The organism is Serratia sp. TSA_7, assembly GCF_052692135.1.
Genome location: NZ_JBQZFU010000002.1, coordinates 364,251 through 388,836, shown reverse-complemented (window position 1 = coordinate 388,836; position 24,586 = coordinate 364,251). Strand labels below are relative to the sequence as shown.

The 24,586-nt window shown below is 55.1% G+C and carries 25 protein-coding genes; 13 read left to right on the top strand and 12 right to left on the bottom strand.

Going from position 1 to position 24,586, the window contains the following annotated elements; all coding sequences use genetic code 11:
- Positions 1-472: 472 nt before the first annotated feature.
- From ACUTQW_RS10765 to ACUTQW_RS10755, 3 genes are read left to right on the top strand one after another with little or no spacing between them, the layout of a single operon-like run.
- On the top strand, positions 473-856 hold the full coding sequence (locus tag ACUTQW_RS10765; protein WP_064799178.1) for a TIGR03751 family conjugal transfer lipoprotein: 384 nt from the start codon (positions 473-475) through the stop codon (positions 854-856).
- Positions 856-3,720 (top strand): conjugative transfer ATPase, encoded by a 2,865-nt coding sequence (locus ACUTQW_RS10760; RefSeq protein WP_064799177.1) that lies wholly within the window; start codon positions 856-858, stop codon positions 3,718-3,720. Before ACUTQW_RS10765 ends, ACUTQW_RS10760 begins: the two co-directional genes overlap by 1 nt.
- Positions 3,717-4,121: a hypothetical protein gene (locus ACUTQW_RS10755; protein ID WP_064799176.1), complete on the top strand. Its 405-nt coding sequence runs from the start codon at positions 3,717-3,719 to the stop codon at positions 4,119-4,121. Before ACUTQW_RS10760 ends, ACUTQW_RS10755 begins: the two co-directional genes overlap by 4 nt.
- Positions 4,122-4,423: 302 nt before the next feature.
- Here the strand turns inward: ACUTQW_RS10755 and ACUTQW_RS10750 are convergent, their stop codons facing one another.
- Both ACUTQW_RS10750 and ACUTQW_RS10745 read right to left on the bottom strand, forming a co-directional pair.
- Positions 4,424-5,683, bottom strand: coding sequence for a cation:dicarboxylate symporter family transporter (locus ACUTQW_RS10750; protein ID WP_445654853.1), 1,260 nt, complete (start codon positions 5,681-5,683; stop codon positions 4,424-4,426).
- A 110-nt stretch (positions 5,684-5,793) separates the two neighbouring features.
- On the bottom strand, positions 5,794-6,219 hold the full coding sequence (locus tag ACUTQW_RS10745; protein ID WP_064799174.1) for a VOC family protein: 426 nt from the start codon (positions 6,217-6,219) through the stop codon (positions 5,794-5,796).
- Between the two features lie 202 nt (positions 6,220-6,421).
- On the opposite strand from ACUTQW_RS10745, the gene ACUTQW_RS10740 reads away from it, so the two are divergent.
- Positions 6,422-7,291, top strand: a complete 870-nt coding sequence (locus ACUTQW_RS10740; protein WP_064799173.1) for a LysR substrate-binding domain-containing protein — start codon at positions 6,422-6,424, stop codon at positions 7,289-7,291.
- A 24-nt stretch (positions 7,292-7,315) separates the two neighbouring features.
- Here the strand turns inward: ACUTQW_RS10740 and ACUTQW_RS10735 are convergent, their stop codons facing one another.
- From ACUTQW_RS10735 to ACUTQW_RS10705, 7 genes are all read right to left on the bottom strand, one after another.
- Positions 7,316-7,924, bottom strand: coding sequence for a flavin reductase family protein (locus tag ACUTQW_RS10735; protein ID WP_445654852.1), 609 nt, complete (start codon positions 7,922-7,924; stop codon positions 7,316-7,318).
- A 19-nt stretch (positions 7,925-7,943) separates the two neighbouring features.
- Entirely contained in the window at positions 7,944-8,384 is a 441-nt protein-coding gene (locus ACUTQW_RS10730; protein WP_037433143.1) for an SRPBCC family protein, read from the bottom strand.
- Positions 8,385-8,417: 33 nt separating this feature from the next.
- The gene (locus ACUTQW_RS10725) at positions 8,418-9,098 is read right to left on the bottom strand and encodes an NAD-dependent dehydratase (RefSeq protein WP_238986603.1); all 681 of its coding nucleotides are present in this window, start codon (positions 9,096-9,098) and stop codon (positions 8,418-8,420) included.
- Between the two features lies 1 nt (position 9,099).
- Entirely contained in the window at positions 9,100-9,759 is a 660-nt protein-coding gene (locus tag ACUTQW_RS10720) for an NAD(P)H-binding protein (protein WP_037433142.1), read from the bottom strand.
- A gap of 47 nt (positions 9,760-9,806) precedes the next feature.
- Positions 9,807-10,193 (bottom strand): nuclear transport factor 2 family protein, encoded by a 387-nt coding sequence (locus ACUTQW_RS10715; RefSeq protein ID WP_037433141.1) that lies wholly within the window; start codon positions 10,191-10,193, stop codon positions 9,807-9,809.
- A 72-nt stretch (positions 10,194-10,265) separates the two neighbouring features.
- Positions 10,266-10,649 (bottom strand): nuclear transport factor 2 family protein, encoded by a 384-nt coding sequence (locus ACUTQW_RS10710; protein WP_037433140.1) that lies wholly within the window; start codon positions 10,647-10,649, stop codon positions 10,266-10,268.
- 1 nt (position 10,650) lies between these two features.
- Positions 10,651-11,301: a TVP38/TMEM64 family protein gene (locus tag ACUTQW_RS10705; RefSeq protein WP_064799171.1), complete on the bottom strand. Its 651-nt coding sequence runs from the start codon at positions 11,299-11,301 to the stop codon at positions 10,651-10,653.
- An 87-nt stretch (positions 11,302-11,388) separates the two neighbouring features.
- On the opposite strand from ACUTQW_RS10705, the gene ACUTQW_RS10700 reads away from it, so the two are divergent.
- From ACUTQW_RS10700 to ACUTQW_RS10685, 4 genes are all read left to right on the top strand, one after another.
- The gene (locus ACUTQW_RS10700) at positions 11,389-12,030 is read left to right on the top strand and encodes a TetR/AcrR family transcriptional regulator (RefSeq protein ID WP_235195983.1); all 642 of its coding nucleotides are present in this window, start codon (positions 11,389-11,391) and stop codon (positions 12,028-12,030) included.
- Between the two features lie 64 nt (positions 12,031-12,094).
- Positions 12,095-12,676: a TetR/AcrR family transcriptional regulator gene (locus ACUTQW_RS10695; protein WP_037433137.1), complete on the top strand. Its 582-nt coding sequence runs from the start codon at positions 12,095-12,097 to the stop codon at positions 12,674-12,676.
- Positions 12,677-12,731: 55 nt separating this feature from the next.
- On the top strand, positions 12,732-13,835 hold the full coding sequence (locus tag ACUTQW_RS10690; RefSeq protein ID WP_064799170.1) for an alkene reductase: 1,104 nt from the start codon (positions 12,732-12,734) through the stop codon (positions 13,833-13,835).
- Positions 13,836-13,892: 57 nt separating this feature from the next.
- On the top strand, positions 13,893-14,636 hold the full coding sequence (locus ACUTQW_RS10685) for an SDR family oxidoreductase (RefSeq protein ID WP_064799169.1): 744 nt from the start codon (positions 13,893-13,895) through the stop codon (positions 14,634-14,636).
- 65 nt (positions 14,637-14,701) lie between these two features.
- Here ACUTQW_RS10685 and ACUTQW_RS10680 read toward each other — a convergent pair whose 3' ends face one another.
- Positions 14,702-15,136 carry an SRPBCC family protein gene (locus ACUTQW_RS10680; protein ID WP_081275711.1) on the bottom strand — a complete coding sequence of 145 codons (435 nt, stop codon included), beginning with the start codon at positions 15,134-15,136 and terminating at the stop codon, positions 14,702-14,704.
- A 352-nt stretch (positions 15,137-15,488) separates the two neighbouring features.
- On the opposite strand from ACUTQW_RS10680, the gene ACUTQW_RS10675 reads away from it, so the two are divergent.
- The 5 genes from ACUTQW_RS10675 to ACUTQW_RS10655 are packed head-to-tail and all read left to right on the top strand — an operon-like array spanning position 15,489 to position 20,306.
- The gene (locus ACUTQW_RS10675; RefSeq protein ID WP_064799168.1) at positions 15,489-15,893 is read left to right on the top strand and encodes a TIGR03757 family integrating conjugative element protein; all 405 of its coding nucleotides are present in this window, start codon (positions 15,489-15,491) and stop codon (positions 15,891-15,893) included.
- 19 nt (positions 15,894-15,912) lie between these two features.
- Entirely contained in the window at positions 15,913-16,896 is a 984-nt protein-coding gene (locus ACUTQW_RS10670; protein ID WP_420894017.1) for a TIGR03756 family integrating conjugative element protein, read from the top strand.
- Between the two features lie 10 nt (positions 16,897-16,906).
- On the top strand, positions 16,907-18,397 hold the full coding sequence (locus tag ACUTQW_RS10665) for an integrating conjugative element protein (protein WP_064799166.1): 1,491 nt from the start codon (positions 16,907-16,909) through the stop codon (positions 18,395-18,397).
- A 17-nt stretch (positions 18,398-18,414) separates the two neighbouring features.
- A complete protein-coding gene (locus ACUTQW_RS10660; protein ID WP_064799165.1) occupies positions 18,415-18,786 on the top strand; it encodes a hypothetical protein in 372 nt (123 codons plus the stop codon).
- Entirely contained in the window at positions 18,783-20,306 is a 1,524-nt protein-coding gene (locus ACUTQW_RS10655; protein ID WP_064799164.1) for a conjugal transfer protein TraG N-terminal domain-containing protein, read from the top strand. Before ACUTQW_RS10660 ends, ACUTQW_RS10655 begins: the two co-directional genes overlap by 4 nt.
- A 28-nt stretch (positions 20,307-20,334) precedes the next feature.
- Here ACUTQW_RS10655 and ACUTQW_RS10650 read toward each other — a convergent pair whose 3' ends face one another.
- Positions 20,335-20,748 carry an MFS transporter gene (locus ACUTQW_RS10650; protein WP_145917167.1) on the bottom strand — a complete coding sequence of 138 codons (414 nt, stop codon included), beginning with the start codon at positions 20,746-20,748 and terminating at the stop codon, positions 20,335-20,337.
- A gap of 228 nt (positions 20,749-20,976) precedes the next feature.
- Positions 20,977-24,411, bottom strand: coding sequence for an autotransporter outer membrane beta-barrel domain-containing protein (locus ACUTQW_RS10645; RefSeq protein WP_445654851.1), 3,435 nt, complete (start codon positions 24,409-24,411; stop codon positions 20,977-20,979).
- Positions 24,412-24,586: the final 175 nt, after the last annotated feature.

Genomic DNA, 24,586 nt, shown 5'->3' with positions numbered 1-24,586 from the left:
TGCAGTTTTGGCGGAGGAAGGTAGGCAATCTAATGACGCCAAAGCAAAAATCCCGCCCGGTTTTCCTGAGCGGGATTTTCTGGATTGGATTCCTGACAGGGATTTTATTTAAAATTAACTTTATGATAAATAACAATATAAATAATATTAATCTGCCTTGGTAACCGGAATGACCACCCAACCCAACTATGGCGATACGGTAGTGGGACTTTGTTACTCTGACGGTCGGCTTTGTGCCAGGTATAGTCATTCACACCCTGAGAGTTACACTTTTAAGTGATTCAGGGTATGCGCTTACTGGTTACGAATATTGTGCCAGAATCATGTGGTTTGATGATTGCCGCTTTGCTTTCGAGCCAGTAAGTGCTCCACGTTCGCTAACGAATACTCAGGGCATGCAGACAAACTGCTGACTATATTTCTTTCGAAGAGCGTGGAATGCATACCAATCCCCGGTAAAGAGGAGTTGGTTATGGTCGGCGCCATCGCACTGACCGGCTGTTCGACGTCGAAAGAGGAACTGCTGCCACCGGGCGACAGCTCGATGCTGGAGTTGTGGCAGGGTGAAGACGTCGGCGGTTCGGCGCGTAATTCGGTGGCGGCACGCGACAGTCTGCGCCGTCCGCTTACCGACAGCGAACGTCAGGCGACAGCGGCGGACGATCGCAGCTACAGCCGCACGCAGGAAAGCGAAATCAGCCAGCAGTTCCCGCGACTGCCGAATCCCGACCTGGTGATGTATGTCTTTCCGCATCTGGCGGACGGTAACGCACCGGTGCCGGGGTACAGCACCGTGTTCCCGTTCTACAGCCAGGTGCAGTATGCGATGCCGGGTGAACGGACGGAGGCCTACTGATGCGATTTTCTCTGTTTGATAAAAAGCGCCTGACGCGCAAGAAGCCGTCGGTACCGGAGGCGGTTGTCCAGGACACATTGACCGTGACCGAGGATGGCGTGCCGCTGTCCGTCGACGGGCGTGAACCGTTACGGCGGCCCGGCAAGATGACGGTAAAGGACGAGCAACAGGTGTATCACGCCAATCCGTCCATCATTGATTACCTGCCCTGGGCTGAGTTTCTCGACCGCGAACAGTGCATTTTGCTCGATGACGGTGTGTCCGTCGGGGCTGTTTTTGACATCACGCCGGTAGCGACCGAAGGACGCACCGACGATCGCCTTGAGCAAATGCGCGACACGGTGGAAGACGCCCTGCAGGATTCGTTTGACGAACATGACGAAAACCCCTGGGTGGTACAGTTCTTCTGCCAGGACGAGAACAACGTCGAGGCGTATATCGATCGCCTGAGAAATTATGTCAAACCCCATGCCCAAGGCAGTACGTTCAGCGAAGACTGGCTGAAAGAAACCGAACGTCATATGCGTGGTATCGCCCGTCCGGAAGGCCTGTTCAAGGACACACTGATCACCGACCAGCCGTGGCGCGGGCAGCAGCGCCGCACGCGCATGGTGGTGTATCGCTGGATTGGTAAGGGCAATCATGATCCGATGCCGCCGGTTGCCATGCTGAATCAGACCTGTGAGCGGGTGACCGGTGCGCTCGCCGGTGCCGGCGTGATCTGCGTGCGCCAGAACGGGGCACAGGTCCATGACTGGCTGCTGCGTCATTTTAATCCCAACCCGGAGTGGGTGGAAAAAGAAACCCTGTACCGTGACGCCGCCTATTTTGACAGTCGTGACACGCCGGAAGGCGCCATGCCGGTGCAAAATGATTTTGCCGAGACCCTGTTGTTCACCCCGCCTGTGTCCGATGCGGATCAGGGAGTATGGTGGTTCGATAACCAGGCGCATTGTGCCATTCCCGTCGAGAAGCTGCGCCGCCCTCCGGAGCCGGGCACCATCACCGGTGAAATGAAACGCGGCGAGAAGAAAATCAATGCGCTGATGGATTTGTTCCCGGAGGGAACGATGCTGTGCATGACCATCGTGGTACAGCCTCAGGACACGCTGGAGAATGATTTCAACAAGCTGTCGAAAAACGCCGTCGGCGAGAATACCGAGTCCGGCCGCGTGCGTCAGGATGTGGCGCAGGTGAAAGAGTACCTAGGCAATCGCCACAAGCTGTACCGTGCCGGCATTACGTTCCTGCTGCGTGCCGGCGACCTGACCACACTTAACCACAAACGTGTCGATCTGACCAACGTGCTGTTGGGCGCCGGCCTGCAACCGGTACGGCCGGAGTTTGATGTGGCGCCGCTCAATACCTACCTGCGGGCGTTACCGATGTGTTTTAACCCGGAGACCGACAAGAAACACTGGTATACCCGCCTGACCTGGGTACAGCACCTGGCGGGACTGCTGCCGGTGACCGGCCGTGAGACCGGGACCGGTAACCCCGGCATGAGTTTCTTCAACCGCGGCGGGGATACGCTGACGGTTGACCCGCTTAACAAGCATGACCGTAGCCAGAATGCACACATGCTGTATTTTGGCCCGACTGGCGCGGGGAAATCGGCGACGCTGTGTGCGACCTTATCGCAACTGATGGCGATACACCGGCCGCGGTTGTTTATCGCGGAAGCGGGCAACTCGTTTGGGTTGCTGGCCGATTACTTTGAGAGCCAGGGGCTCAGCGTCAACAAGGTGAGCATCAAGCCAGGCAGTGGTGTCTCGCTGCCGCCGTTCTCCTATGCGCACAAGCTGGTCGAAGATGCATTAACGACGCTAGCCCTGGATGAAAATGACCTCCCTGACATCGATGCCGATGACGACGACGATGACGACAAGCGCGATTACCTGGGTGAAATGGAAATCTCGGCGCGCATGATGATCACTGGCGGTGATGCGAAGGAAGAGCACGAGTTGAAGCGTGCCGACCGGGCGATGATCCGTGAAGCCCTGTTGGTGGCTGCGCGTCAGACCTATGACGAAGGGCGGCAGATGTTGCCGGCAGATCTGCAGAAGGCGCTGTACACCCTCTCGAAAGACGAAGGGAGTGATATCCGTAATGAGCAGCGTCGGGCCAAGGCGGCTGAAATGGCTGAGTCGCTCGGGATGTTTACCCAGGCCGGCAGCTTCGAGGCGGAGTTGTTTAACCGCGAAGGTAGCCTGTGGCCAGAGGCGGATGTCACCCTGATTGACCTGGGACATCTGGCGCGCGAGGGGTATGAAGCGCAGATGGCGTTGACGATGGTGAGCCTGACCAACACCATCAACAACATTGCCGAACGAGACCAGTACTCGGAGCGGGACATCGTGTTCGCGGTGGATGAAGCGCACATCGTGACGGTGAATCCGCTGCTGGCGCCCTACATGACAAAAATCGTCAAGATGTGGCGTAAACTCGGCGCCTGGCTGTGGCTGGCGACGCAGAACTTAAAAGACTTCCCGGACATTGCCGAGAAGATGCTGAACATGGCGGAGTGGTGGGTCTGTCTGACGATGCCACCGGAGGAGGTCAACGATATTGCCCGTTTCAAGGCGCTGACCGAGGAGCAAAAGGCGGTGCTGCTGTCAGCCAGTAAGCTGTCTGGTTGCTATACCGAGGGCGTGGTGCTGTCGAAAAAACTCGAGGCGCTGTTCCGTGCGGTACCGCCAAGCCTGTATCTGGCACTGGGGATGACCGAGAAAGAAGAGAAGGCCGAGCGCCGCGCACTGATGCAGGAGTTTGGTTGCAGCGAGCTTGAGGCTGCCCGCAAGGTGGCGCAAAAGCTTGACCGCCTGCGCGGCCTGGCGGCGAACGGGGAGGCTCGGGCTGCATGATGACCCTGAAATACCCTGAACCTGTTGTACGACCGCACGGCCAGGTCTGTCGTGGACCGTCGTTGTTTACCCTCCCTCCGCAGGGCATGGCCACCTTAAGCGACACGGATGCGCTGGCGCTTGAGACGTTCTGTGCGGCTATCCGCGATAGGCTGTGGGGACCGGTCACACTGACCGCCCACCCGCATCGTATCGGGAGCCGTACCAGCGTGGCGCTGCATCTCGAAGGCCGGCTGGGGCGCTGCATCGATGTGCTGATCACGGTGACTGGCAGTACGCTGTGGCCCCTGTCGGAGGAATACGACCACCCACGCTGGTATGTCACTGTGCCGGATGCGGCCGATGTGGTGTATCTGTTGCTTCATTTGAGCGAGCTGTGCGAACGGTTCCGGGTTAATTAGTTTGAAGTGCCATTATTATGTGACCGGCCTGCTGGCCGGTTTTTATGGAGTCATACAATTGGAAAAGTATGATAATTCTTACGTATACGTCCCTCTGAAAAAGAGTGGTGGGCGGCGGCATAGGCAATGCCTTTGGTTCTGATGTAAAGCATATGAATGTCCGCTATGTGCCAAAAGCGGAAGTAGCTAATAACAGTTTGAGTGGATCAACAGGAAGCAGATCAAAATAATGAAGGGTGCCAGTTACCCTCAAATTGCGTTAGCTTTACAGGGAACAGGCACCCTTCACCTCATTTTTCGTCTCAGCGTTTACTCAGGTCCGGCTGAGAGCCTTCAAAGGCTCGTGGTTCTTTTTCCCACCGGTTAATGACCAATGGAGCAACAACATTTCCCAGGACGTTGAGGGTTGTTGTTCCGCTGTCAATAATACGGAATATCCCGGCTATCAAGGCAACGGCGTCAAGCGGTAATCCCGCAGATGCCAGAGTGGCTGAGAGAATCAGAATGGCAAACCCCGGCACACCGGCTGCTCCTTTCGACGTTAGCACCATTGTGACAACTAAAATGATCTGTTGCATCAGCGTCAGGTCAATACCGTAAAGCTGGGCCACAAATATGGTCGCCACACCGAGAAATATCGACGCGCCGTCAAGATTAAAAGCATATCCCACGGGCACCACAAAGCTGACGATCCGCCTCGGTACGCCATAGCGTTCAAGCTTGTACATCAGCTGTGGCATAACCGCTGCAGAAGCGGCGCTTGAGAATGCCAGCACCAGTTCCTGACGAAAATGTTTTATCAGCTTAAAGACGTTTTCCCCGATCAGCGCGCAGATACCGCCCAGCACGATCAGGGCGAATAAAACCAGACCCAGATAAACGGTGCCTACAAGCTTGAGCAGCGGCAGAAGGGAAGCGAAACCAAAAGTGGACACGGTGGCACCAATCATGCCGAAGACGCCAACCGGCGCGTAGGCCATGACAATGGACACCACCCTGAACATGCCATCTGATACGCTTTGGAGAACGCTGAGGATCGGGGCTGTTTTATCCCTGGGAAGGCCATTGAGCGCCAGGCCAAACAGCACGGCAAAGAACAAAACTGACAGCAGTTTGCTCTCGGAGAGTGCAACAAACAGGTTATCAGGAACGATATTCTGAAGAATAATCAGTGCGCCCCGCGCCGGCTCCATTTTCATGTGTCCGCCGCCGTGCGCCATTCCCTGAATACTGGTGCCTTCGCCTGGGGAAATAAGGTTAGCCAGCACCAGTCCAAAGATGGTGGCCAGTCCCGTGACGATAAAGAAGTAACCGAGCGCTTTCGCGCCCATTCGTCCGAACGACTTGTTGTCACCGCTTCCGGTTATGCCCAGGATCATGCAACAGAAGACAATAGGCACCACGACCATTTTCATCATTTTGATAAAAATATCGCCCAGCGGTTTAAGGATTTCGTGGCTGACCCACTGCTGATACTCAGGGTGCGTATTAAAATACCATCCCACAATTATTCCAAGTACAAGTCCAATAACTATCTGCCAAACCAGTGTTATTTTTTTCATTACGCCCTCAGTTTAAACAGGGGCAACTTCTGCCCGAAAGAGGCAGAAGCCACGCTTAAAAAATTCGGGTGAAGGAGATGTATGGCGCGGCCTGAGGCCGTGCCGGGTAATCATTTTGCGAAAAGCTGACTCATATCCTTGAACGCCTTGAACTCAAGCGCGTTGCCACAGGGATCGAATAAAAACATGGTGGCCTGCTCTCCGACCTGTCCCTTAAAGCGGATGTAAGGTTCGATGACAAATTTGGTGTTAAATGATCTGAGGCGTTCTGCAAGTGCCTCCCATTCCTCCCACTTCAGGATGATGCCAAAGTGCGGGACGGGTACGTCATGACCGTCGACAGAATTGGAATGCACGCTCTCCTGCGATGCGGTTTTAGGATGTTCGTGAATGACCAACTGATGGCCGTAAAAGTCAAAGTCAACCCACTGTTCGCTCGAACGGCCTTCACTCAGGCCGAAGACCTCGCCGTAAAAACGACGTGTTGCTTTCAGGTCATAGACAGGGATCGCCAGATGGAAGGGGGAAAGGCTCATTTATGCATCCTCAGTAAGAAGATCCGCCTGCTTGCGGCAAGATCGATAATTTAGGGAGGAGTAATGTTCAATGCACAGCCGGGTTTCAGTACTTTCCCGCATTAACATTACCGTCACAAATGAGCTTATGGATAATTTAATTTGATTAAAATCAATTTTTATCTTTATATATAACAAATAATATTTGTGTATCGTGAGCGCGATGATCCGTGAATTGAAAACGTTTCTGATGGTGGCGAAGGAAGGGACCTTTGCGGCGGCTGGCAATAAAATTGGTCTGACGCAGGCGGCCGTCAGCGCTCAGATGCAGAGGCTGGAGGCCGACTTAAACTTCCCGTTGTTTGACCGGTCGGGGAGAAACGCACGTCTGAACCAGAAAGGGCTACAACTGATCTCTCAGGCGCAGGAACTCCTCTCATTGTATGACGGGCTGGGTGAGCGACTGAATTTGGCTATCCCCGGTAAGACCATCACGATAGGCGCAATTGCCTCGATACAGCGTACGCTGCTGCCGGATGCGCTGACGGCGTTTTGCAGACACAGCGCCGGCTGCCGTATCCGCGTTATACCGGGCCTGTCGATGGAACTGATTAACCTTGTGGACGCCGGTGAAATAGATATGGCCGCGGTGCTGAAACCCCCGTTTGCGCTGCCGACAGGGCTGCAGTGGAGTGCGCTGGCACATGAACCTTTCCACCTCATCGTGCCGAAAAATGTGGCAGGTAACGATATTGCCTCGCTGCTGAGCGACCAGCCTTTTATCCGCTACGATCGTTCGTCCTTCGGTGGACGCCAGGTTGATCGCTTTCTTCGCGAAATGAACCTCTCGGTCAACGAAATCTGCGAGGTGGACGAGCTGGAAGCCATCCTCAAGCTCGTCAGTAATGGCATGGGGGTTGCTCTGCTGCCCCGGACAGCCAACTGGCGGCGCTGGCCGGCCTCCGTCAGGGCCATCGGTCTGAATGAGAAGGTTTTTTACCGGGACGTCGGGCTTATTCACCGCCCGCTTGAAAACCTTGACGATAACGTCAGGCGGATCTCCGAGCAGATTATCCTGCAGGCGGGGCGGTAAACTCGACCGGCAACAGCGTGAGACTCAGCCCTGCGGCTCTCCGGGCGTTTGCTGCGGCGCGTCCGGCACGTTCAGCGGATCGCCGGTAGTGTAAAAGTGGCCGCCCGCGATATAGTGCAGACTTCGCCAGTCCGCCGCTCCCCGCTCAAATTGCCAGTGTCCGTCCTTAAAAGCGCGACTGTCAGCCCAGGCCGCTTTTATTTCTCCGATGAATAAATCATAGGCCTGCTGGTTATGTGCTTCAGGGATGAGTTCGCAATACAGCCACGCGGCACATCCTGAAACCAGTGGCACATCCGCGCCGGGCAGTTCAAACAGCGACACCCCGGACTGAGCGAGTTTATCCGCTTCGCAGGACAGTGAATGTGAACCGAGGTAGTGCACGAGTGAGGCCTGGCCTGCCACCGGGACCTGAATAACAAAGGAACGGCTTTTTTCAATCAACCCGCGGGTGAATGCGGTCTTGTCCAGCACGACGGTCAGCCGCGCCGGTTCGTAATCCAGGGCGCAGACCCATGACGCCGCCATGACGTTGTCCGCTCCGTTATAGCGCGCAGAGACCAGCGTTGTCGGCCCATGATTTATCAGCCTGTAGGCCTTTGCTGGCTCTACGGGTACAATGTAGTCAAGCATTTCGGGCTCCGTTAAGACGTTACAGGTTTTCAAGGTAGGCAGCGAGGCTGCGGTGGCCTGACGCGATCAGCTCCAGAACGCTCGCCTCCATCGCCTGCACCTCGTTGCGGGACCGGGCTTCAAAACTTGCCTGCCAGGCAATGACCGTTTCGTCGCTATCGCTCAGAGGAATGAGGCTGACCGTTGCCACATAGCCATCTACGGCCAGCGGGGCTTCAATAAAGCGATATGAGAAGGCATGCTTATCTTCATCCAGCGTGAGCAGCTGTTCGCGCAGGACATCGCCGTTTTCAAGTACCAGTCGGCGCCTGCAGCCCGGACGACCGTCGGGCTGATTGTCTTCGATTTCGCTGCTGCGGATGGCCGGGTGCCAGTCGCTGATACGGCCAAACTGGCTGAGTGTTTGCCAGACGCGGCCAGCATCGGTTTTAACCACGGCATTAAAGTTAACTACTGACATAACGGTTCCTTCTTATCATTCATCTTATGAAAATCATTTTTTAAGGCTTATTTCACCCGCAGAAACAATGCTGATGCCCTGCCGGGGAGTGATAACTGCCCTGAGCAAGTGGCTGGCTATGTCTTCAGCCGGGCTGAGCTGCCAGCTACCTGGCAGAAGCGGCGAGAAAAGCGTGAGCGCGAGCTTCAGCGCCGTTTCTCCCGGGCGGGCTTCAGTCCGGGCACCGGCAATAACCCCGGGACGGACGATCGTCAGTGAGGTGAACTGCTCGCGTATCAGCGCTTCTTCAAGCTCCCCCTTCACCCGGTTATAAAAAAAACGGGAGGCCGTATTCGCGCCGGTCGCCGACGTCAGCGCGAACGCTGAGGCACCGCCATCACGCGCCAGCCGGGCAAACGTCAGCGGATAGTCGTAATCAACCCGCCGGAATGCCTCGCGGCTGCCGGCCTTGCCGATGGTGGTTCCGAGCGCGCAGATAACCGCGTCAACGCGCCATTCCGGGGCGTCAGCGTCTGGTGCATCGAAGTCGATCAGGGGATTTATGAGCCGTGTTCGCCCGGCCAGGCCACACCCGAGTGGTTTTCGCGTGGGCGCAATCACGGTACCGATATGCGGGCTGGCCATAGCCTGATGCAGGGCATGACTGCCCACGAGGCCGGTTGCACCGAGCAGCAGCAGCCGCATTTCCGAACCTGAAACCGGCGACTTTTCCATTTCAGCGTCCTGCCATTTGCTGTATCGCTTCCCGGACCGGTACTTCACCGTCGGTCAGCTCAATGATGACGCGGCTGATGCGGGGCTGCCCGATAATTTCAGCCAGCGTGGCCGCCACGTTATCCCGGGTAACCTCACCGTAAGGAATGGCCAGCCCCGTACGGACAAATCCCGATCCTTTGTCGTCCCGCAACAGGCCGGGCCGCAGAATGACCCAGTCCAGAGCACTTTCGGCCAGCACTACCTCGGCCTGCTTTTTAACCCGCATGTAGTTTTCAAAAGATGCAGAGGTGGTTTCACTCCTCGAGGCCTCTGGAAATGCCGAAACCAGCAGGAAGCGCAAAATTCCGGCCAGCGCTGCCGCCTCTGCTGCGGTCTTCAGACCTTCGCCGTCGACGGCATTTGTCATTTCCGGACCGCCTTTGCCTCCGGCACCGGCCGAGAAGACCACCACATCACAGCCTTTCATGGCCGTCGCAAGGGCTTCGGCACCAAGCTCCGTCAGGCTCCCACTGACGGGCTTCGCTCCTTGCAGGTGGATCAACTGTGCCTGTTCCGGCAGACGGTGAAGCGCATGAACAGCGTGTCCTTTGTCAGCAAGAATTTTAGACAGGCGTAGGCCCACCTTGCCTGCACCTCCGATAATGAAAACTGTACTCATGGATAACTCCTTTGCGTTACCTGTTTTCTGCAGAAAATCGCCGGCAGTCAGCTCTTAAACTGGTGATAGACTTTCGCAATGACCTGCCAGCGGCCGTCGATTAGGATAAGGGTCAGGTAGTCGTTGTAGTCGGCACCGATAGCATCCTTTTCCATGTCCACGCGCACCACCGCCGTGGTCGGGGTGATAGCCAGCACATCCAGATGCGTTACGATCTCTGGCGCACTGCCGTTTTCACGAACGAATTTATAGAGGTTGTCGACAGATCCTCCCAGCAGTTCACCGTCCGTAAATCCGTACATGACGGCATCCTTATGAAACGCTTCGGCCACCGTTTCTGCACAGCCTTTTCTCAGACCATCAACGTAACGACGCGCGGTGTCGAGTACGGCCTCATAGGCAGAGGTGGGGACGGTTTTGATATTTTTGCTCATGTTTTTTCCTCGGTTGGTTCCGCCGTGTCTGGCGGACAGCCAGACGCGGCGGATGTGGGGCTATGGCGGATGTCAGGAAGCTACGTGGGTATGGTAAATTTTGCTCACCACGGTCCAGCGTCCGTTGACCTTCAGCAGGTTGAAAAAGTCCGTGAAACTGAAGCCTGAAATATCGTCGGTATCGATACGCGCGCTTGCCGCGGTGCCCACGATGTCGACGTATACGATGGCGGCCTTCGCCTCCGGTGAAGGCCGGAACGCGGTATCGATGGTGTCGAAGAGGCCCTGGATCGGACCGCCCGTGAGATTTGCATCAGCGTCAACACCAAAAATCGTGGCCTGGTCGCTGAAAGCGGGCTTCATTACCTCACTCTTTGCCTGCTTTCCGCCTTCGTTATATTTGCTGAGGACTTCCACGATGGCGTTATATTCCTGCACATAAGTTAAGTCGGTCATATCATCTGTCTCCGATTGTGTTGTTACGGGTATCCGCACGGATGCCCGCTATGCGGTTGAAAATCTTTTTTATGACAAACAGTAGCATCAGACCCGCCACAGCAACTGCCATGCCGGTTAACACATCCGCTCGCTGTAAAATATCCCCGGCGCTGAACCCGCCGCGCAGAAGCACCTGGACGTCAGAAATAACACTCCCGGCAGCGGCATACACATACGTGCCGGGGATCAGGCCAAACACCGTTGCTGCGGCGTACTTTCGTAGCGATACACCGCTGACCCCAAGCACGTAATTTAGCGGCGTGAACGGCAGGACCGAGCTCAGGCGTAGCAACAGGATCAGCAGGAGGGCATTGTTATGCGACAGTGAAAGCAGGGTTTTCAGATAGCGGTTCCGGCCTGCAGCGCGCGATGCGACCGGAAATAACTGACTTTTACTGAGACAAAACGCGACCAGAGCGGAGGTGGTGCCCGCCAGCAGAGCCAGCACGGTTCCTCCCATAGCGCCGAACAACCACCCGGACAGCGCGGTCAGCAGAGAAGCCGGGAAAAACATCAGCGTCGCCGTGACAAAAATAACGAAATACAACACAACCCCTGCCTCTCCGGAGGACTGCAGATAATGGCTGAAGGAGAACGCGAGTTCTGACATAGGGGGCTCATATAATTATGTAGTGGTCACTAAGTAATGTTATTATTGTATAGTGATCGCTATGTAATATGTCAAGAGAATGATTGTATGCCCGACATGAAGACGAAAAACGTAGGTGCCACTGGCGAGAAGCCAAAAGGCCGGCCGCGTAGCTTTGATCGTGACTGGGCCCTGCTCAGGGCGCTGGACATTTTCTGGCGTAAAGGGTTTGAGCCAGCATCGGTAGCCGAGCTTTGCGCTGCGATGGAAATCAATCCGCCCAGCCTTTATTCCGCCTTCGGTAACAAGGCAAAACTTTTCCTGGAGGCCGTGAGCTATTACGAAAGGGTCTACTGGAAGGCAACCTGGGAGCAGCTTGAAGAAGAGCCCGATATCACGCGGGCGATTGATAAGTTCTTCAGCGAAGCGGCTGATATTCTGCTTTCGCCTTCCGCACCTTGTGGCTGCATGGTGGTCCTTGCGGCCATCAACGTCTCTCAGGAGTCTGCTGATGTTGTGGAGGCGGTAAGCTTACTCAGGCAGGAAGGAAAAGACCTGTTTGAAAAGCGACTGCGCAGGGCTGTACATGAAGAGCAGTTACCGGCAGATACCGGCACTGCCGCGCTGGCCACCGTGCTGAATACGCTTCTGGAGGGGATGTCGATCGAGGCGAAAGATGGCGCCACACTGGAAAGCCTCAGAGCAACCGGCCAGTATGCGTCGCGTCTGCTGCCTTGCAGAAAACAGTGACCGCACAAAATGCGAACTGCAACACTAGACGACCGGTCAGTTTTATGGCTAAGCTATACGGACTATGAAAAAACAAACGGCTAACGTGCGTCAGCACATCATTGATGTTGCCCGAACGCTTATCACCCATAAAGGTTATAGCGCCGTCGGCCTTGCTGAGATTGTCAAAGCCGCTGGCATTCCTAAAGGATCCTTCTATTACTACTTCCAGTCCAAGGAAGAGTTTGCTGAAGCCTTGCTGGAACATTACTTCACTCATTATCTCGTTCAGGTTGAAGAGCAGTTGTGCGGCAGCCAACCCGCCAGAGAGCGGCTGCTGCGCTACTTTTCGTTCTGGAAGGCCACACAGGGAGCGGATCTGCCGGAAAGCAAGTGCCTTGTCGTCAAACTCGGGGCAGAAGTCTGCGACCAGTACGACAGAATGCGAAGCGTCCTGGCAAACGGAACCCGTGAGATTATCCTTAGGATCACGGCGTGCATACAACAGGGGCAGGAGGATGGCTCCCTGCCATCGGGTGTGGATGCAGAGGCTCTTGCAGAAGAGCTTTACCAGCTGTGGCTGGGCGCATCCCTGATGGCAAAAATTCATACGCCTGAACAGGCGTTCGACAAAGCAATGAGTGCAACAAAGCGGCTGCTCGCGTAGCCGCATTTTTTTCTGCCAATTTACTAGACGACCGGTCAACTATTTAGGAGTAATCATGACTGACAACAGTAACCGTACCGATCTCTTTTCCCCTGTGACAATGGGGAAACTTCAGCTGGCTAATCGTATCGTTATGGCGCCTGTCACCCGTAGCCGCTATGGTGAAGATGGTGTACCAAATGAGTTACATGCAACTTACTACGCTCAGCGCGCCAGCGCCGGCCTGATTATTTCAGAAGCGACGAATATCTCAGCTCAGGGCCGCGGGTATGCGGCAACGCCGGGTATCTGGAGTGACGAGCAGGTCGCAGGCTGGAAAAAGGTCACCGATGCCGTTCACGCAGAAGGCGGAAAAATCGTCTGTCAGCTCTGGCATGTAGGCCGTTTTTCAAGCGTTGAACTGCAGCCTAACGGCGAGCGTCCTGTCGCCCCCTCCGCTATCAAGGCCGAAGGCCAGACTTATACCGTCAATGGCTTCGTACCGGTATCGACGCCGCGCGCGCTCGAAACCGACGAAATCCCGGGCATTATTGAGCAGTATAAACGTGCTGCTGAAAATGCCCTGCGCGCAGGTTTTGACGGCGTGGAAGTGCACTCTGCAAACAGCTATCTGCTCGATCAGTTCTTGCGCGACTCAATCAATCAGCGGACCGACGCCTACGGCGGATCTATTGAAAACCGCGCGCGCCTGACGCTGGAAGTCACTGAAGCGATCGTCAACATTTGGGGTAACGAGCGGGTTGGTATCCGCCTTTCACCGGTCACGCCTGATGCGGGTAACACGCCGCCGGACAGCAACGTGATGGCAATGTACGGGTACCTGATTCAGCAACTTAACCGTTTTAACCTCGCGTATCTGCACTTTGTTGAGGGGGCGACGGCGACCTCACGTGAGGTACCTGCCGATGTGGATATGGATGCGCTGAGCGCCCAGTTCGACGGCCCGTTCATCGGTAACAACAACTACGACCTTGAGATGGCCATCAGTCGCCGTGATGCCGGGATAATCGACGCCGTCGCCTTCGGCCGCTTGTTTATTTCCAACCCGGATCTGGTTAAACGTCTGCGTTATGGTGCCGAGCTGACCATCGCGCCGAAAGAAGCCTACTACGGCGGCGGCGCGAAAGGTTACACCGACTGGCCGGAAGGGAATTACTGATAAATAAAACCGGCGGGATCTTCCCGCCGCCTGTACCTCATAAAGAAGGATAAGAATATGAATCACCTGCAGAATAAAACCGCTGTTATTACTGGCGCGTCGTCGGGCATTGGCGCCGCAACCGCGCTGGAACTTGCACGTCATGGCGTGAATATCGTAGCCGCAGCACTGGATCAGACTGGCCTTGATAGGCTGGTAAAGGATATTGAGTCAGCCGGCGGCCATGCTACCGGTCTGGTGACGGATGTGACTCGTCTTGAAGACACACAGGCGCTGGTAAAGCATGCTACTGACACCTTCGGTACTGTAGATATCCTGATTAACAACGCAGGACTGATGCTGTTTTCAGCCTGGAGTGACATCGCGTGGGACGACTGGAACAAGATGGTCGACGTAAACATCAAGGGGTATCTGAATGCCATTGCGTCCGTACTTCCGGTTATGCTTAGCAAAAGTGACGGACAGATCTTGAACATGGCCTCTGTCGCTGGGCACCAGGTTGACGCCGGCGCGGGTGTGTACAGTGCGACCAAATTCTTTGTACACGCCATGACGGAATCTATGCGTAAGGATCTGGGTGTGAATAAGGGCATCAGGGTCAATACCATCAGCCCGGGCGTTATTAACACGGGATGGGCTGACAAGGTGAGCGATCCGGAAGGACGTAAGGTGGCGCAGGAGCTGACAAAAATTGCTATCAGCCCGCAGGATGTGGCAAATGCGGTGGTCTACGCTCTCAACCAGCCTAAGAACGTGACGGTCAACGATCTTATCGTATCCCCTACGAAGCAGAACTGGTAAATCAACAGTGGCAGCAGGCTGGCTGCCACTTCATCTCAGAAATAAACGACTTCAGCCTATCGTCGTCAGACAGTCGCTGTCTGCAAGGCTTTAATTCCAGCCAGATAAACATCATTTTCCAGCACCCTACGCATCTCGCTGCACAAATCAGGTTTGCAGTCAAAAGAGGCGGACCAGACAACATGCGTGTTCCCCGGATTACGGGTTGGTAATAGCTGTATGGTAGAAAGATAATTTTCAACAGGCAGAGGTGCTGTTTCAAAGGAATAGGTCAAAACATATGATTTGCTGTCTTTACGGATTAATTTTTCCGTTCCCGATGCACCGTTTCCAAGAGTTACGTTGCGAACAGCTCCTACAATATCTTCCGTATAGCCCTCTTCAAACTCACTGCTGACTACGGCAGGATGCCACGCTGACAGAGCGTGAAATTTTTCAATAATGTCCCAGACTTCTTCTACATCACGCTGTATTACCAGCGATGCGACAGTACTTTCCATGGTTCTCTCTTCAGATGGATTACGACCACAATACGTTTTGTATCGACCACTAAATAAGGTATTTATATTTTTAGCGGCCGATACATAATAAGTCAACTGGATTGTCTCTCAGCCAGATACTTGAGTGCTCACAAAAACAAATTCACTTATAATTTAATGATATAGACCTGATTATCTCCTGCAACACTACGTCTGCTTCACGCCCTGAGACATTCGACAAGCTTTTTATGACCTAAGCCTGGTTGAAACATCAACGGCTAAAATTTTCATAATCCAATAAAGACTTCTTTGCTGCCTTTCTGAGCTGCCCATAGCACCCTGTGTGGATTCAATCCATGCAGGAGTGCAGTCCATGAAAATCAGCATGTTGCTGACGCTATTTCCTCTGCTGATGCCGGCGTCGGTGCTTGCCGGCACGGTACTCTATACCGATTCCCACCATCCCCCGACTAACGTCGATGCCTCGGTCTCCGTTATTTATCTTGACGGTCCTGAACAGCTGCAGGCGCAGACGTTTGGTGAGCTGTCGTCGAACCCGGATGAAGCCGAACGCCAGGCTAAGGCCGTACTGCAGTCACCGCAATGGCAGGCCCATGAGCAGGAACTGGCCACGGTTTACCGCGCGGTGGTGCGCGCCTGGGAATTGGGCGTTACAAAAGTGCCGGCCGTCGTGTTTGACGATAAGGATGTGGTGTATGGCACGGCTGACGTAGCCCAGGCCGTGGCACTGCGCGCCCAGTCACCGGGGGGGCAGTGATATGCAACGAACCCCTTTGATGCCCCCGGAGCAACCTCGCCTTACCCTTAAATCCCTCAGTGTGGCCATGATGTTGTCCGCGGCCAGCGTGCCGGCAGCGAACGCTGCGCTCAACAGCGCGCAGATTGTCGCGAGTGCTGTATCACAGGCCTGTATCAGCTGGCGCGTCAGCGGCATTTGTTATTGGCTGCTGTGCACGCCGTTTGGCTGCAAGGTGCGGACCTCCGTCAAAGTCACCCACTTTATCCCGGAAGCCGTAGTGTCGGCGTACAACACCCAGGGAGGTAATCCCTGGCGTGAAATGTCGATGTTGAGCCAGGCTGCCGGCGGGCTGGAAAGCAGTATCACCAGCGCGCTGAGTGGCGTGTCTGCCGGCGGTGGTAACAACGAGCTGAAAACCCCCGGGGAACGTAAAACCAACCTCCACTTCAAATATGCCGATGCCATTGGTCATCCGGCAACGTCCCTGATTGGCGGCAGCATTGCCGGCTATTCGTGCCGCAGCGCGGCGACCCCTTTTGTACCGTATTTCCTCAGCACGCTGGACAGCCTGGCGTGGCGTACCGGTATTCCCGAATCCCTCTACCCGGAGGCATTGGTGCCGGGGATGCGTGAGGTTGGCAGTCAGGCGGCCGCGAATATGTGGGGCAACGTCTATCCCCGATCGGGGTTTGTGACCCAGGTTGATGACGACAAGGCCGGTGCCCTGGTAGCGCAGCGGGTGGCGGACATCATCACCCGTTCTGGCCAGCCCCACGTCTATCAACCTCTGATGGGCCAGCGCTCTGAGGGGTACTGGCCTCCGGGCGCTGTGACGGAGAACTCCGGTACCAGCAACCACAAGTGGCAGCGCCTTTCTCCGCAACTGAGCCAATCCTGCGCAGTATTCCCGGACGGTGACCATCCGCCGGCAGCGGATGCGAACGCTGCCTTTGCCCTGTGGCAACCCTACAGCTGCTGCCAGCGCCGCGGGCAGCGTTTCCTCTCCAGCACGGACTTTTGAGGCATGAACGATGAATAACACGATGAATAAACGCACTTTCCGAGGCCGGCGCAGCCTGCTGTCTCTGCTGGTTGTCAGCAGTCTGATACTGGTCGGCGTGAACGCGCACGCTGACGACAATGATGATAACGCTACCTTGTTTGGCATTTCGTTGCCCCAGGTGAATGACAGCAATATCGGTTACGGGAAGAGCGCCAGCGGTGCGGTCTCGGATAAGCTGTTTTATTCCCTGGGCGGTGGCTCGGTGATCTCACAGCCGGCGACACGCGGCAACATGCAACGCCTGGGCATGAACCTGGGCTGGAGCTCGGATTTGATGTGCGGCAACTTCGATCTGAAAACGACGATCGGTAATCAGCTTAATGGTGTCACCGACGGCTTCAAGAACCTGATGGGCAGCGTTATCCAGGGCGCCACCGGCGCGGTGGCCAGCCTGCCGGCGATGGCTATCCAGCGTGCCAACCCGGGGCTGTATGAAATGCTGACCAACGGGGTGTTGCAGAGCGGTGTCGCGTTCGACAAAGCGCAGCTGAACTGTCAGAACCTCTCGAAGCGCATGATGGACATGGCGGATACCGGCGGCTGGAGCCAGGCGGCAGCGATGGAGGAAGCCAAGAGTCTGGTCAATAACGGGGACGCGGATGCGGTGCGTTCAATGAACGCGACGGAGACGGAGAAGGTGACAGGGCAATCGGGGCAGACCTGGATCGGCGGTCAGAAGCGAGGTGGCTCCGGTCAGCCGGCCATCAAACCGACGCACGACCTGACAGCCGCCGGCTACAACATGATGAATGCGCTGCCCGTCACCAGCACCTCCAACGTATCCGGCAGCAGTTGCACCGGTGGAGCTTGTGCCAAGTATGCCAGCAGCGAAGAAGCGGCAGCTGCCGTGGTGAAGGTGTTGGGCGATACCTCACTGCGTACCTGTAAGGATGCGTCTCAATGTACCAGTGGGGAAGGGAGCGAACAGCCCGGCAGTACCGTGGCCGGCACCGGTTTTGCGCCGATGCTGGAAGAGGCGACAAAAGCAAATAACGAGCAGTTGGCCAAACTGGTCAACGGGGCAGAGAAACCCACCACGGCCAACCTGGCCAAGCTCAAAACGGGCAGCCTGGCGGTGACCGCCGGGGTTATCAAGGCGCTGCAGCGTGACCCGGATAATGCTGCTCTGGTCGGCCGTCTGGCCAGTGAACTGGCGATGGCGGATACCATTGAAACGGCCTTCATTATGCGTCGCATGATCACTACCGGGATGTCCGAGCCCAATGCCTCTGCACAGAAAGTGGCGATGGAAGAGGGCGATCGTCGCATCGAGGCGCTGGATCGCGAGATCACTGCGCTGAAGAATGAAATGGAAATGAAGCGCGAGATTTCCCGCAACGCGGTGCTGACCATCATCGATCGCGAGAACAACCGCGCGGAAACCAACCCGCAGCGTCAGTCGGTTGACAGCCCGGACACCAAGTTTAACCAGTTGGCCGTACCGGAAAGCGACCAGTAACCGTGGGGGATGCATTAATGACTGGAACAGAGAAACAAGGCTTGTCGCCCAGCAGGGGCGGCTGGCTCGGTCACCGGGCAAAGCGTGCCCTGCAGATGCTGGGCATGCTTGTGATTGCGATGATAGTGGCGCTGGGCATGGCCCACTGGGGTGTCAATCACCCAGGAGAGAGTGCCGCGCTGCGTAACTGGGTGCACAGCACCCGTTATGGCTGGCTGAGCTGGCGTCTGGCGCTATACGCTGTGCTGACCTGGGGATTCTGGAAAATCTGGCACGCACCGGGCTGCAAGCCAGAATTCCGGCAACCGCTCAAACGTATGGCCATTGCGTGCGCTGTATTTGCCCTGGCGTGTGAATACAGCCTCTTTGGCGGAGGGCTGACCTTATGATGACCAACAGCTATCTGGAGTATTTCCTGACGCTGCTCGGCTGGCTGATTAACAACGGCCTGTGGGAGCTGCTGGTCAGCACGGGGCTGTTTGTGCTGCCGCTGCTGTTTAAGGTGGCGGCCATCTGGCTGAAGGTGCGTGAGGAAGGTGAGGATGAGGGCAACAAAGGGATGCTGTCCCTGCCGCGCGTCGAGAACCTGCTCTACGGCGCGTTTTTTGTGATGCTTGCCTGCTGCCTGCCGCTGATGAATGTCAGCCTGGATACCATCAAATATGACAGCAGTCGGGCAGCAACCTGCGGTACCTGGACACCCAAAAAACCGGATGAAACCGGGTACGCCAACATCATGTCGAGCATGAACGGCCAGACGGCGAAGGTGCCGGTGTGGTGGTTGGTGGTGCATAAGCTGTCGAAGGGGATCACGTCGGCCGCAGTGGCCACCATTCCGTGTCGGCCAGATCTGCGGCAGGTCCGCTTTGAGGTCCAGCACAGTCGGGTCAACAACCCGGCGCTGGCGAAGGAGTTGCAGGACTTCACCAATGACTGCTACGCGTTGGCGTTGTATACCTGGCAGAACCGCGACCAGGGACAAACGACCGACAAGGCTACGCTGCGTGATGTCGAGTGGCTGGGGTCGAAAACCTTCCTGAACGGCGGCTACTACAACAACCTGCAGTCGAAAACGCCGCGCGCCAGCTTCCCGTGGAATGAGGCGAGGGATAGCGGCCGGCCAAACACCGGACGGGGTGGGTACCCAACCTGCAGCGAGTGGTGGTCAGCCGGAGAGACAGGCCTGGAGGCCAGGGTAGTGAAGCAGGTCGATCCGGGCGTGATGCTGCGGATGTCCGCCGCGCTGAAGATGATGGGGCAGCCGGATGCGGACTATAAAGAGGCGGTGGTGCGCCGCCTGGTCAGCCCGGATAACCTGACCGTCTCCCAGGGCGGACGGGCGTATGCCGGCTATGGTGGTAACGCTGACTTTACCCTGGACAACTCGGTTAACCGTATTGCCTCGATGGGCGGGACCGCACTGGGGAGCCTGGCGGCCTATCCGGCTTTTGATGCGATGCGTCAGGCATTGCCGATGGTGCAGGCGGTACTGTTGATGGCGGTGTACATCATGGTACCGCTTATCCTGGCATTCGCAGCCTATGAGTATAAGACGGTGATCACCGTGACGTTCGTGGTGTTCGCGCTGAACTTTTTGACCTTCTGGTGGGAGCTGGCGCGCTGGCTGGACAGCTGGCTGCTGGAAGCACTATACGGCTCGGATACACACAGTCGTTGGAATGTAGCCGGGTTCCAAAACAGCACGGATGACCTGATTATGAACCTAGTAATGGGGTGCATGTTTATCGTGTTACCGGCGGTATGGTTAGGGGCACTTTCTTGGGCGGGGATTAGTATGGGGCATGCGCTTGGCCAGGCTATCAGCACAGGAACTCAAGATTCAAAAGCTGCAGGTAGTCAGTTGGGAAGTGCAGCGGGAAGTGCTATTACACAGCAAGCCAGTAAATGAAAAAATAAGGCTGGATTGTATATCCGGCTTAATCATTCTGGTGCCAAGTCTGCCTATCATATGTGTTTTTATAAGGTTCATTTTCCCATGAAAAACGTTCGTAACTGTTTTTCTTTAGTCTTGTCTGACTTGTTGCACCAGTTGTTTGTCGTAAAGCATTCTGAATGATTGAAGCTACTGCCCAAAGAGCAATTATACAACCCAAGCTGGCTAAACTGACAATGGCATATGTCGATAACAGAGCGACAAGCACTACACCCAAAAATACAATAGGAATGTGTCCTATCCAAGAGGGAAGGTTTCTCTCCTGAACCTTCCCTACGCATACATTGTCCCAATGTTTTATTGCAGATGACAGGCGTTTCCAAGCCTTGGCGACATTTCTCCCGCGTTGGTAGGCTCGTTCATGTTCATGTTCATGTTCATGATTTGATTGTTCCATTACCCCCCCTAAATGCCAAAGGAATATGTTTATTTCGCCCACTATAGTCGAAATAACAACCAATTGCTATTTGTCGGCTACCACTGACAACAGTTGTCCAGGTTGGTTTTTCTGTGTCTGATGACTACCTCAGGCTTAGTAAAGTATTCTGTTCCCCGAGAGATGATTTGGTTTCTAAATCATCTCTCGGAAGATACTGTTTTCATCCTTGTGCGCATATGGACATGTTCAGAAATGCCATACCACGCCGGCATTCATACCGTTATCCTGATAATTCTGAGATAACAAACCGGTGTAGTTGAGGGATACGGCAACCGATTTTGTGACGTTGATTTCTGCCCCCGCCTTCATCACCATGCCGTCGCGTGAGGCTGCGACCGTGGCGGTATTGAAGGTGGCGTCAGTGCCGGCAAAGCGCAAGCCGACTTCGCGCTCAGTCGCGTTGTACTGATGCTGCCAACCCAGTTCACTACGCAGGGTAACGGCGCTGTCTTTACCGATACTCCAACGTTTGTCCGCACGCATACCCAGGGTGGATAATGTTGCGCTGGTGCTCTGGCTGTCCGCTTTCAATGCGGCGGCACCGCCATTTTCCGTCATATCATCACTACGGTAATTCACCCACGCCAGGTTGGCGAACGGCTCCAGATTGAACCAGGTATTGTCCAGACGGTAACCCGCTTCTGCGAAGATCTGGCCTGTTCCCGCGTTATAGCGTGCCTTGGCGTTATCGGACTGGCCGTAATACCCGATACCCCGGGAGGTTTCAATCCGGTGCCAGGTATAGGCGGTACCCGCACGCAGATTCAGGTTGTCATAGGTTTTGCCGGCATAGACAGCCAAATGATAGTTATCACTGTCGGCAGATGCGCCGTCTCCGTGCAATGAGGTGCGGGTATAACCGGTGGCTAAGCCCAGACGCCAACGATCGGCCAGTTCATTATCCGCACCGAGCAATACCCCAAAGGTGGAGTCGTGGAAACCCGTGGCATTATCATTGCCGCTGGCGTGTTCCCAGTTGCCCAGCAAACTGACCCATGCGCCGTCCTCGTCTTGTTTGATGTCGCTGTTGTCCGCTGCTCCCTGAGTCTGGCGCAAACGGCCGTTGAGCGTATCCCGAACATAACGGCTGTTATTCACCAGCGCGGAAGCAGTATCCGCATGTATCTGCCCGGATAATTGACGATAGGCTTGTCGCGCCAGTTCAGCAGAAGGGGCTATCAACAAGCTTTGATACACGGGGTGATCAGCCGGTAAGCGTTCAATTGCCGTCGCGAGGTTACGTTGATTGGCCGTGACGGCGACATCCGCAAAACGGATGGCGTTACGTTGTAATCCTAATGAGAGGCTAGTGGGTTGATAGGCCAGATCGGGGGTTAAAAACAGCCCGGCGTCGGCAGAGCCAAATTGCCCCGTAATACCTTGCGCGGCAGTAAGCAGGGTATAACGCTGTGCCAGGATATTGCCGGCGGAGGATGTCGAAGCCAGCAGGTTTTGCCCCGCTTGCGGTACTACAGTAATCTCGCCGCCGTTCAGTGTCGCCTGGCCATTGACCTGCAGCAAATCGCTGCGACCAGCCTCAATTTCAGCCAGATAACGGGAGCCATTTCCCAGCGTCAGATCGTTATCAACCGTCAAGGTACCGATAGAATTACCGGGTGCCACCGAGCCCCCTTTATTGGCCGTCAGCGTGCCGATATGCCCACTGCCGCCTACCAGCCCGCCGTCGCGCACCACAGTAGCACCGGCGGCTTTACCGTTGGCGATAAAGAGCCCGTCAGCCGCGACATCGCTGGCTAATGTGCCGGTGTTGGCCAGTTGCAACGCAGCGCCTTTGGCAATCCGCGTCTGGCCGGCGTAGTCATTATTCCCGCTGAGCGTTTGGCTACCGCCCGCTATTGTCAGGCCGCCTTTATAGTGCGTTCCGTCAGGATTACTGAGGTCAGTGTCTGTGATACGGCCCGAGAAATTATCCTTCGCCTGGCTTAACACCAGCGTTCTGTCCCCCAGCGTGACTACGCCATTGCCGCTTAAGCTACGGAGAGTGGCGTTGTTCATGCTGTCTGGAACGCCCCACAGCGGATTGAAATTACCGTGTTCGGTGATGTCAAACCAACCGTTATTTTCCAGCGATGCGGAGTGGGCGAGACTGCCGGGGCCGGCAAGGTATAACACTGCGCCCTTATTCACCCGGGTCACGCCGGTATAGGTGTTCATGCCGGTCATGTTGACCACCACATCCGGCATGAGCGTTAAGTCGCCGGCACCGGAGATGGCGCCCGCCAACCCCAGATAACCTTTTCCTCCATTAGGATCACCCGAGGGATCGCCGGCAGGGGCACTCATCAGATTTCCCATTTGCCTGGTCACGCGGTTAAGGTGCAATCCGCTGCCGTTGGCATCCGTAGAAAAATTATCGGCATTGACGACGAAAGGGGTAAACGCCGTGAGCTGATTTTGCAAATCATACATCACTGAATATTGAGTGAAAAAACCTATACCCATCGTGATGTTCCAGGTTTTTGTGTCACTGCTGTCGCGATCGATAATCAGGCGATCATCACCGCCTCCCTGCAGAGTGATCCCGTTGCCGACTTTCTGTCCATTGGCGTCGACAGGCTGAAGCGTCAGGGCGGTCACTGACGTGTTGTTTTCCCCATCCTTGTCAAATTTCACTCCATGTTGTTCGAGGATGTCGCCGAATTTTTTGCTGTCTATCGTTGCGTGAGTAGCATTGCCGGTATCGAATAAAATTGCGCCGCTCAGCGCCTCTGCGGGAAGCTCAACGGTGCTCGACTGGCCATTGATATTGAGCGTGAAGGCGTATTTGAAGCGGCCTTCATGTTGCGATGACGCCGGTGCGCCAGAGTTGGGGAAATGGGTGATATCTCCCTCTTCACGTTTAGGTGCCCAGGGAACCTGGGTATCAAACTGCGCCCGCAGGCTGGGCGTCAAATTGAGGATGGCACAAGGCGCGCAACCCGGTGAAAGCGTTGTTCCATTTTCATTGGCATTGTCATTACCGGCGACGATGAAACCGGTTTTCGTGATGGTGCTAAAGGGGCTGCCGCCGTTGGGATTGCCTTTTGCATCCGTAAAAAGAAAATCCCCTACGCCAAAGGTGCCGTAGAAGTGTTTTTCTTCGGTCGGATTTCCTGTGGTAATGTTTTTTTCCGCAGCTAAATCAATATAGTAAGTTTTGTCCCCTATGACCTTAAAAGGTTTTTGATTTGCTTGCTGGGGGTGGTCGAGCAACAGATGTTCAATCTGGCCAATGACGTAACCTTTATTGTTGCTGTCGGGAGTCGCTACCGCTATCGGGGTGGCATCATCGGTGTAATAGGTCAGGTCCGTTATTTGCTTGCGCTGTAACCAATATCCGCCCCAGCCATCGTTGCCATAGAGGTATTCGTATGCCTGATTCACATTAGGCAAGCGCGAGGTATCTTGTTGCCCGAGAACGGTGTTAAATTGATCTGAACCCGTATCAAAAATATATTTTTGCGCGGGGCCGCCGTTGACACCGACATTAATGGTTAGACGATTATCTAAATGCCCCAGATGAATGGTTACTGGGGCCGGAGCCCCTAAAGCAGAATGTGAGTAATATGAAAACAATAATGAACTGACGAATAAGCTTATTGGTTTTACTTTTGTTAACATAGTCATGTCCCAGATGGATAATTTTCCAGAATGAAAAAGTAAAATTGTTTTTTAAAATCTAGTTGTTAATTGTATTAAGTCAAGTTGATATGTGAATTAAATTTGTTTTTTTAGGATTATGCGCGACATGTGATTCTTGGGGTGCATATCACGCATAACTATTTGAATTTTATGT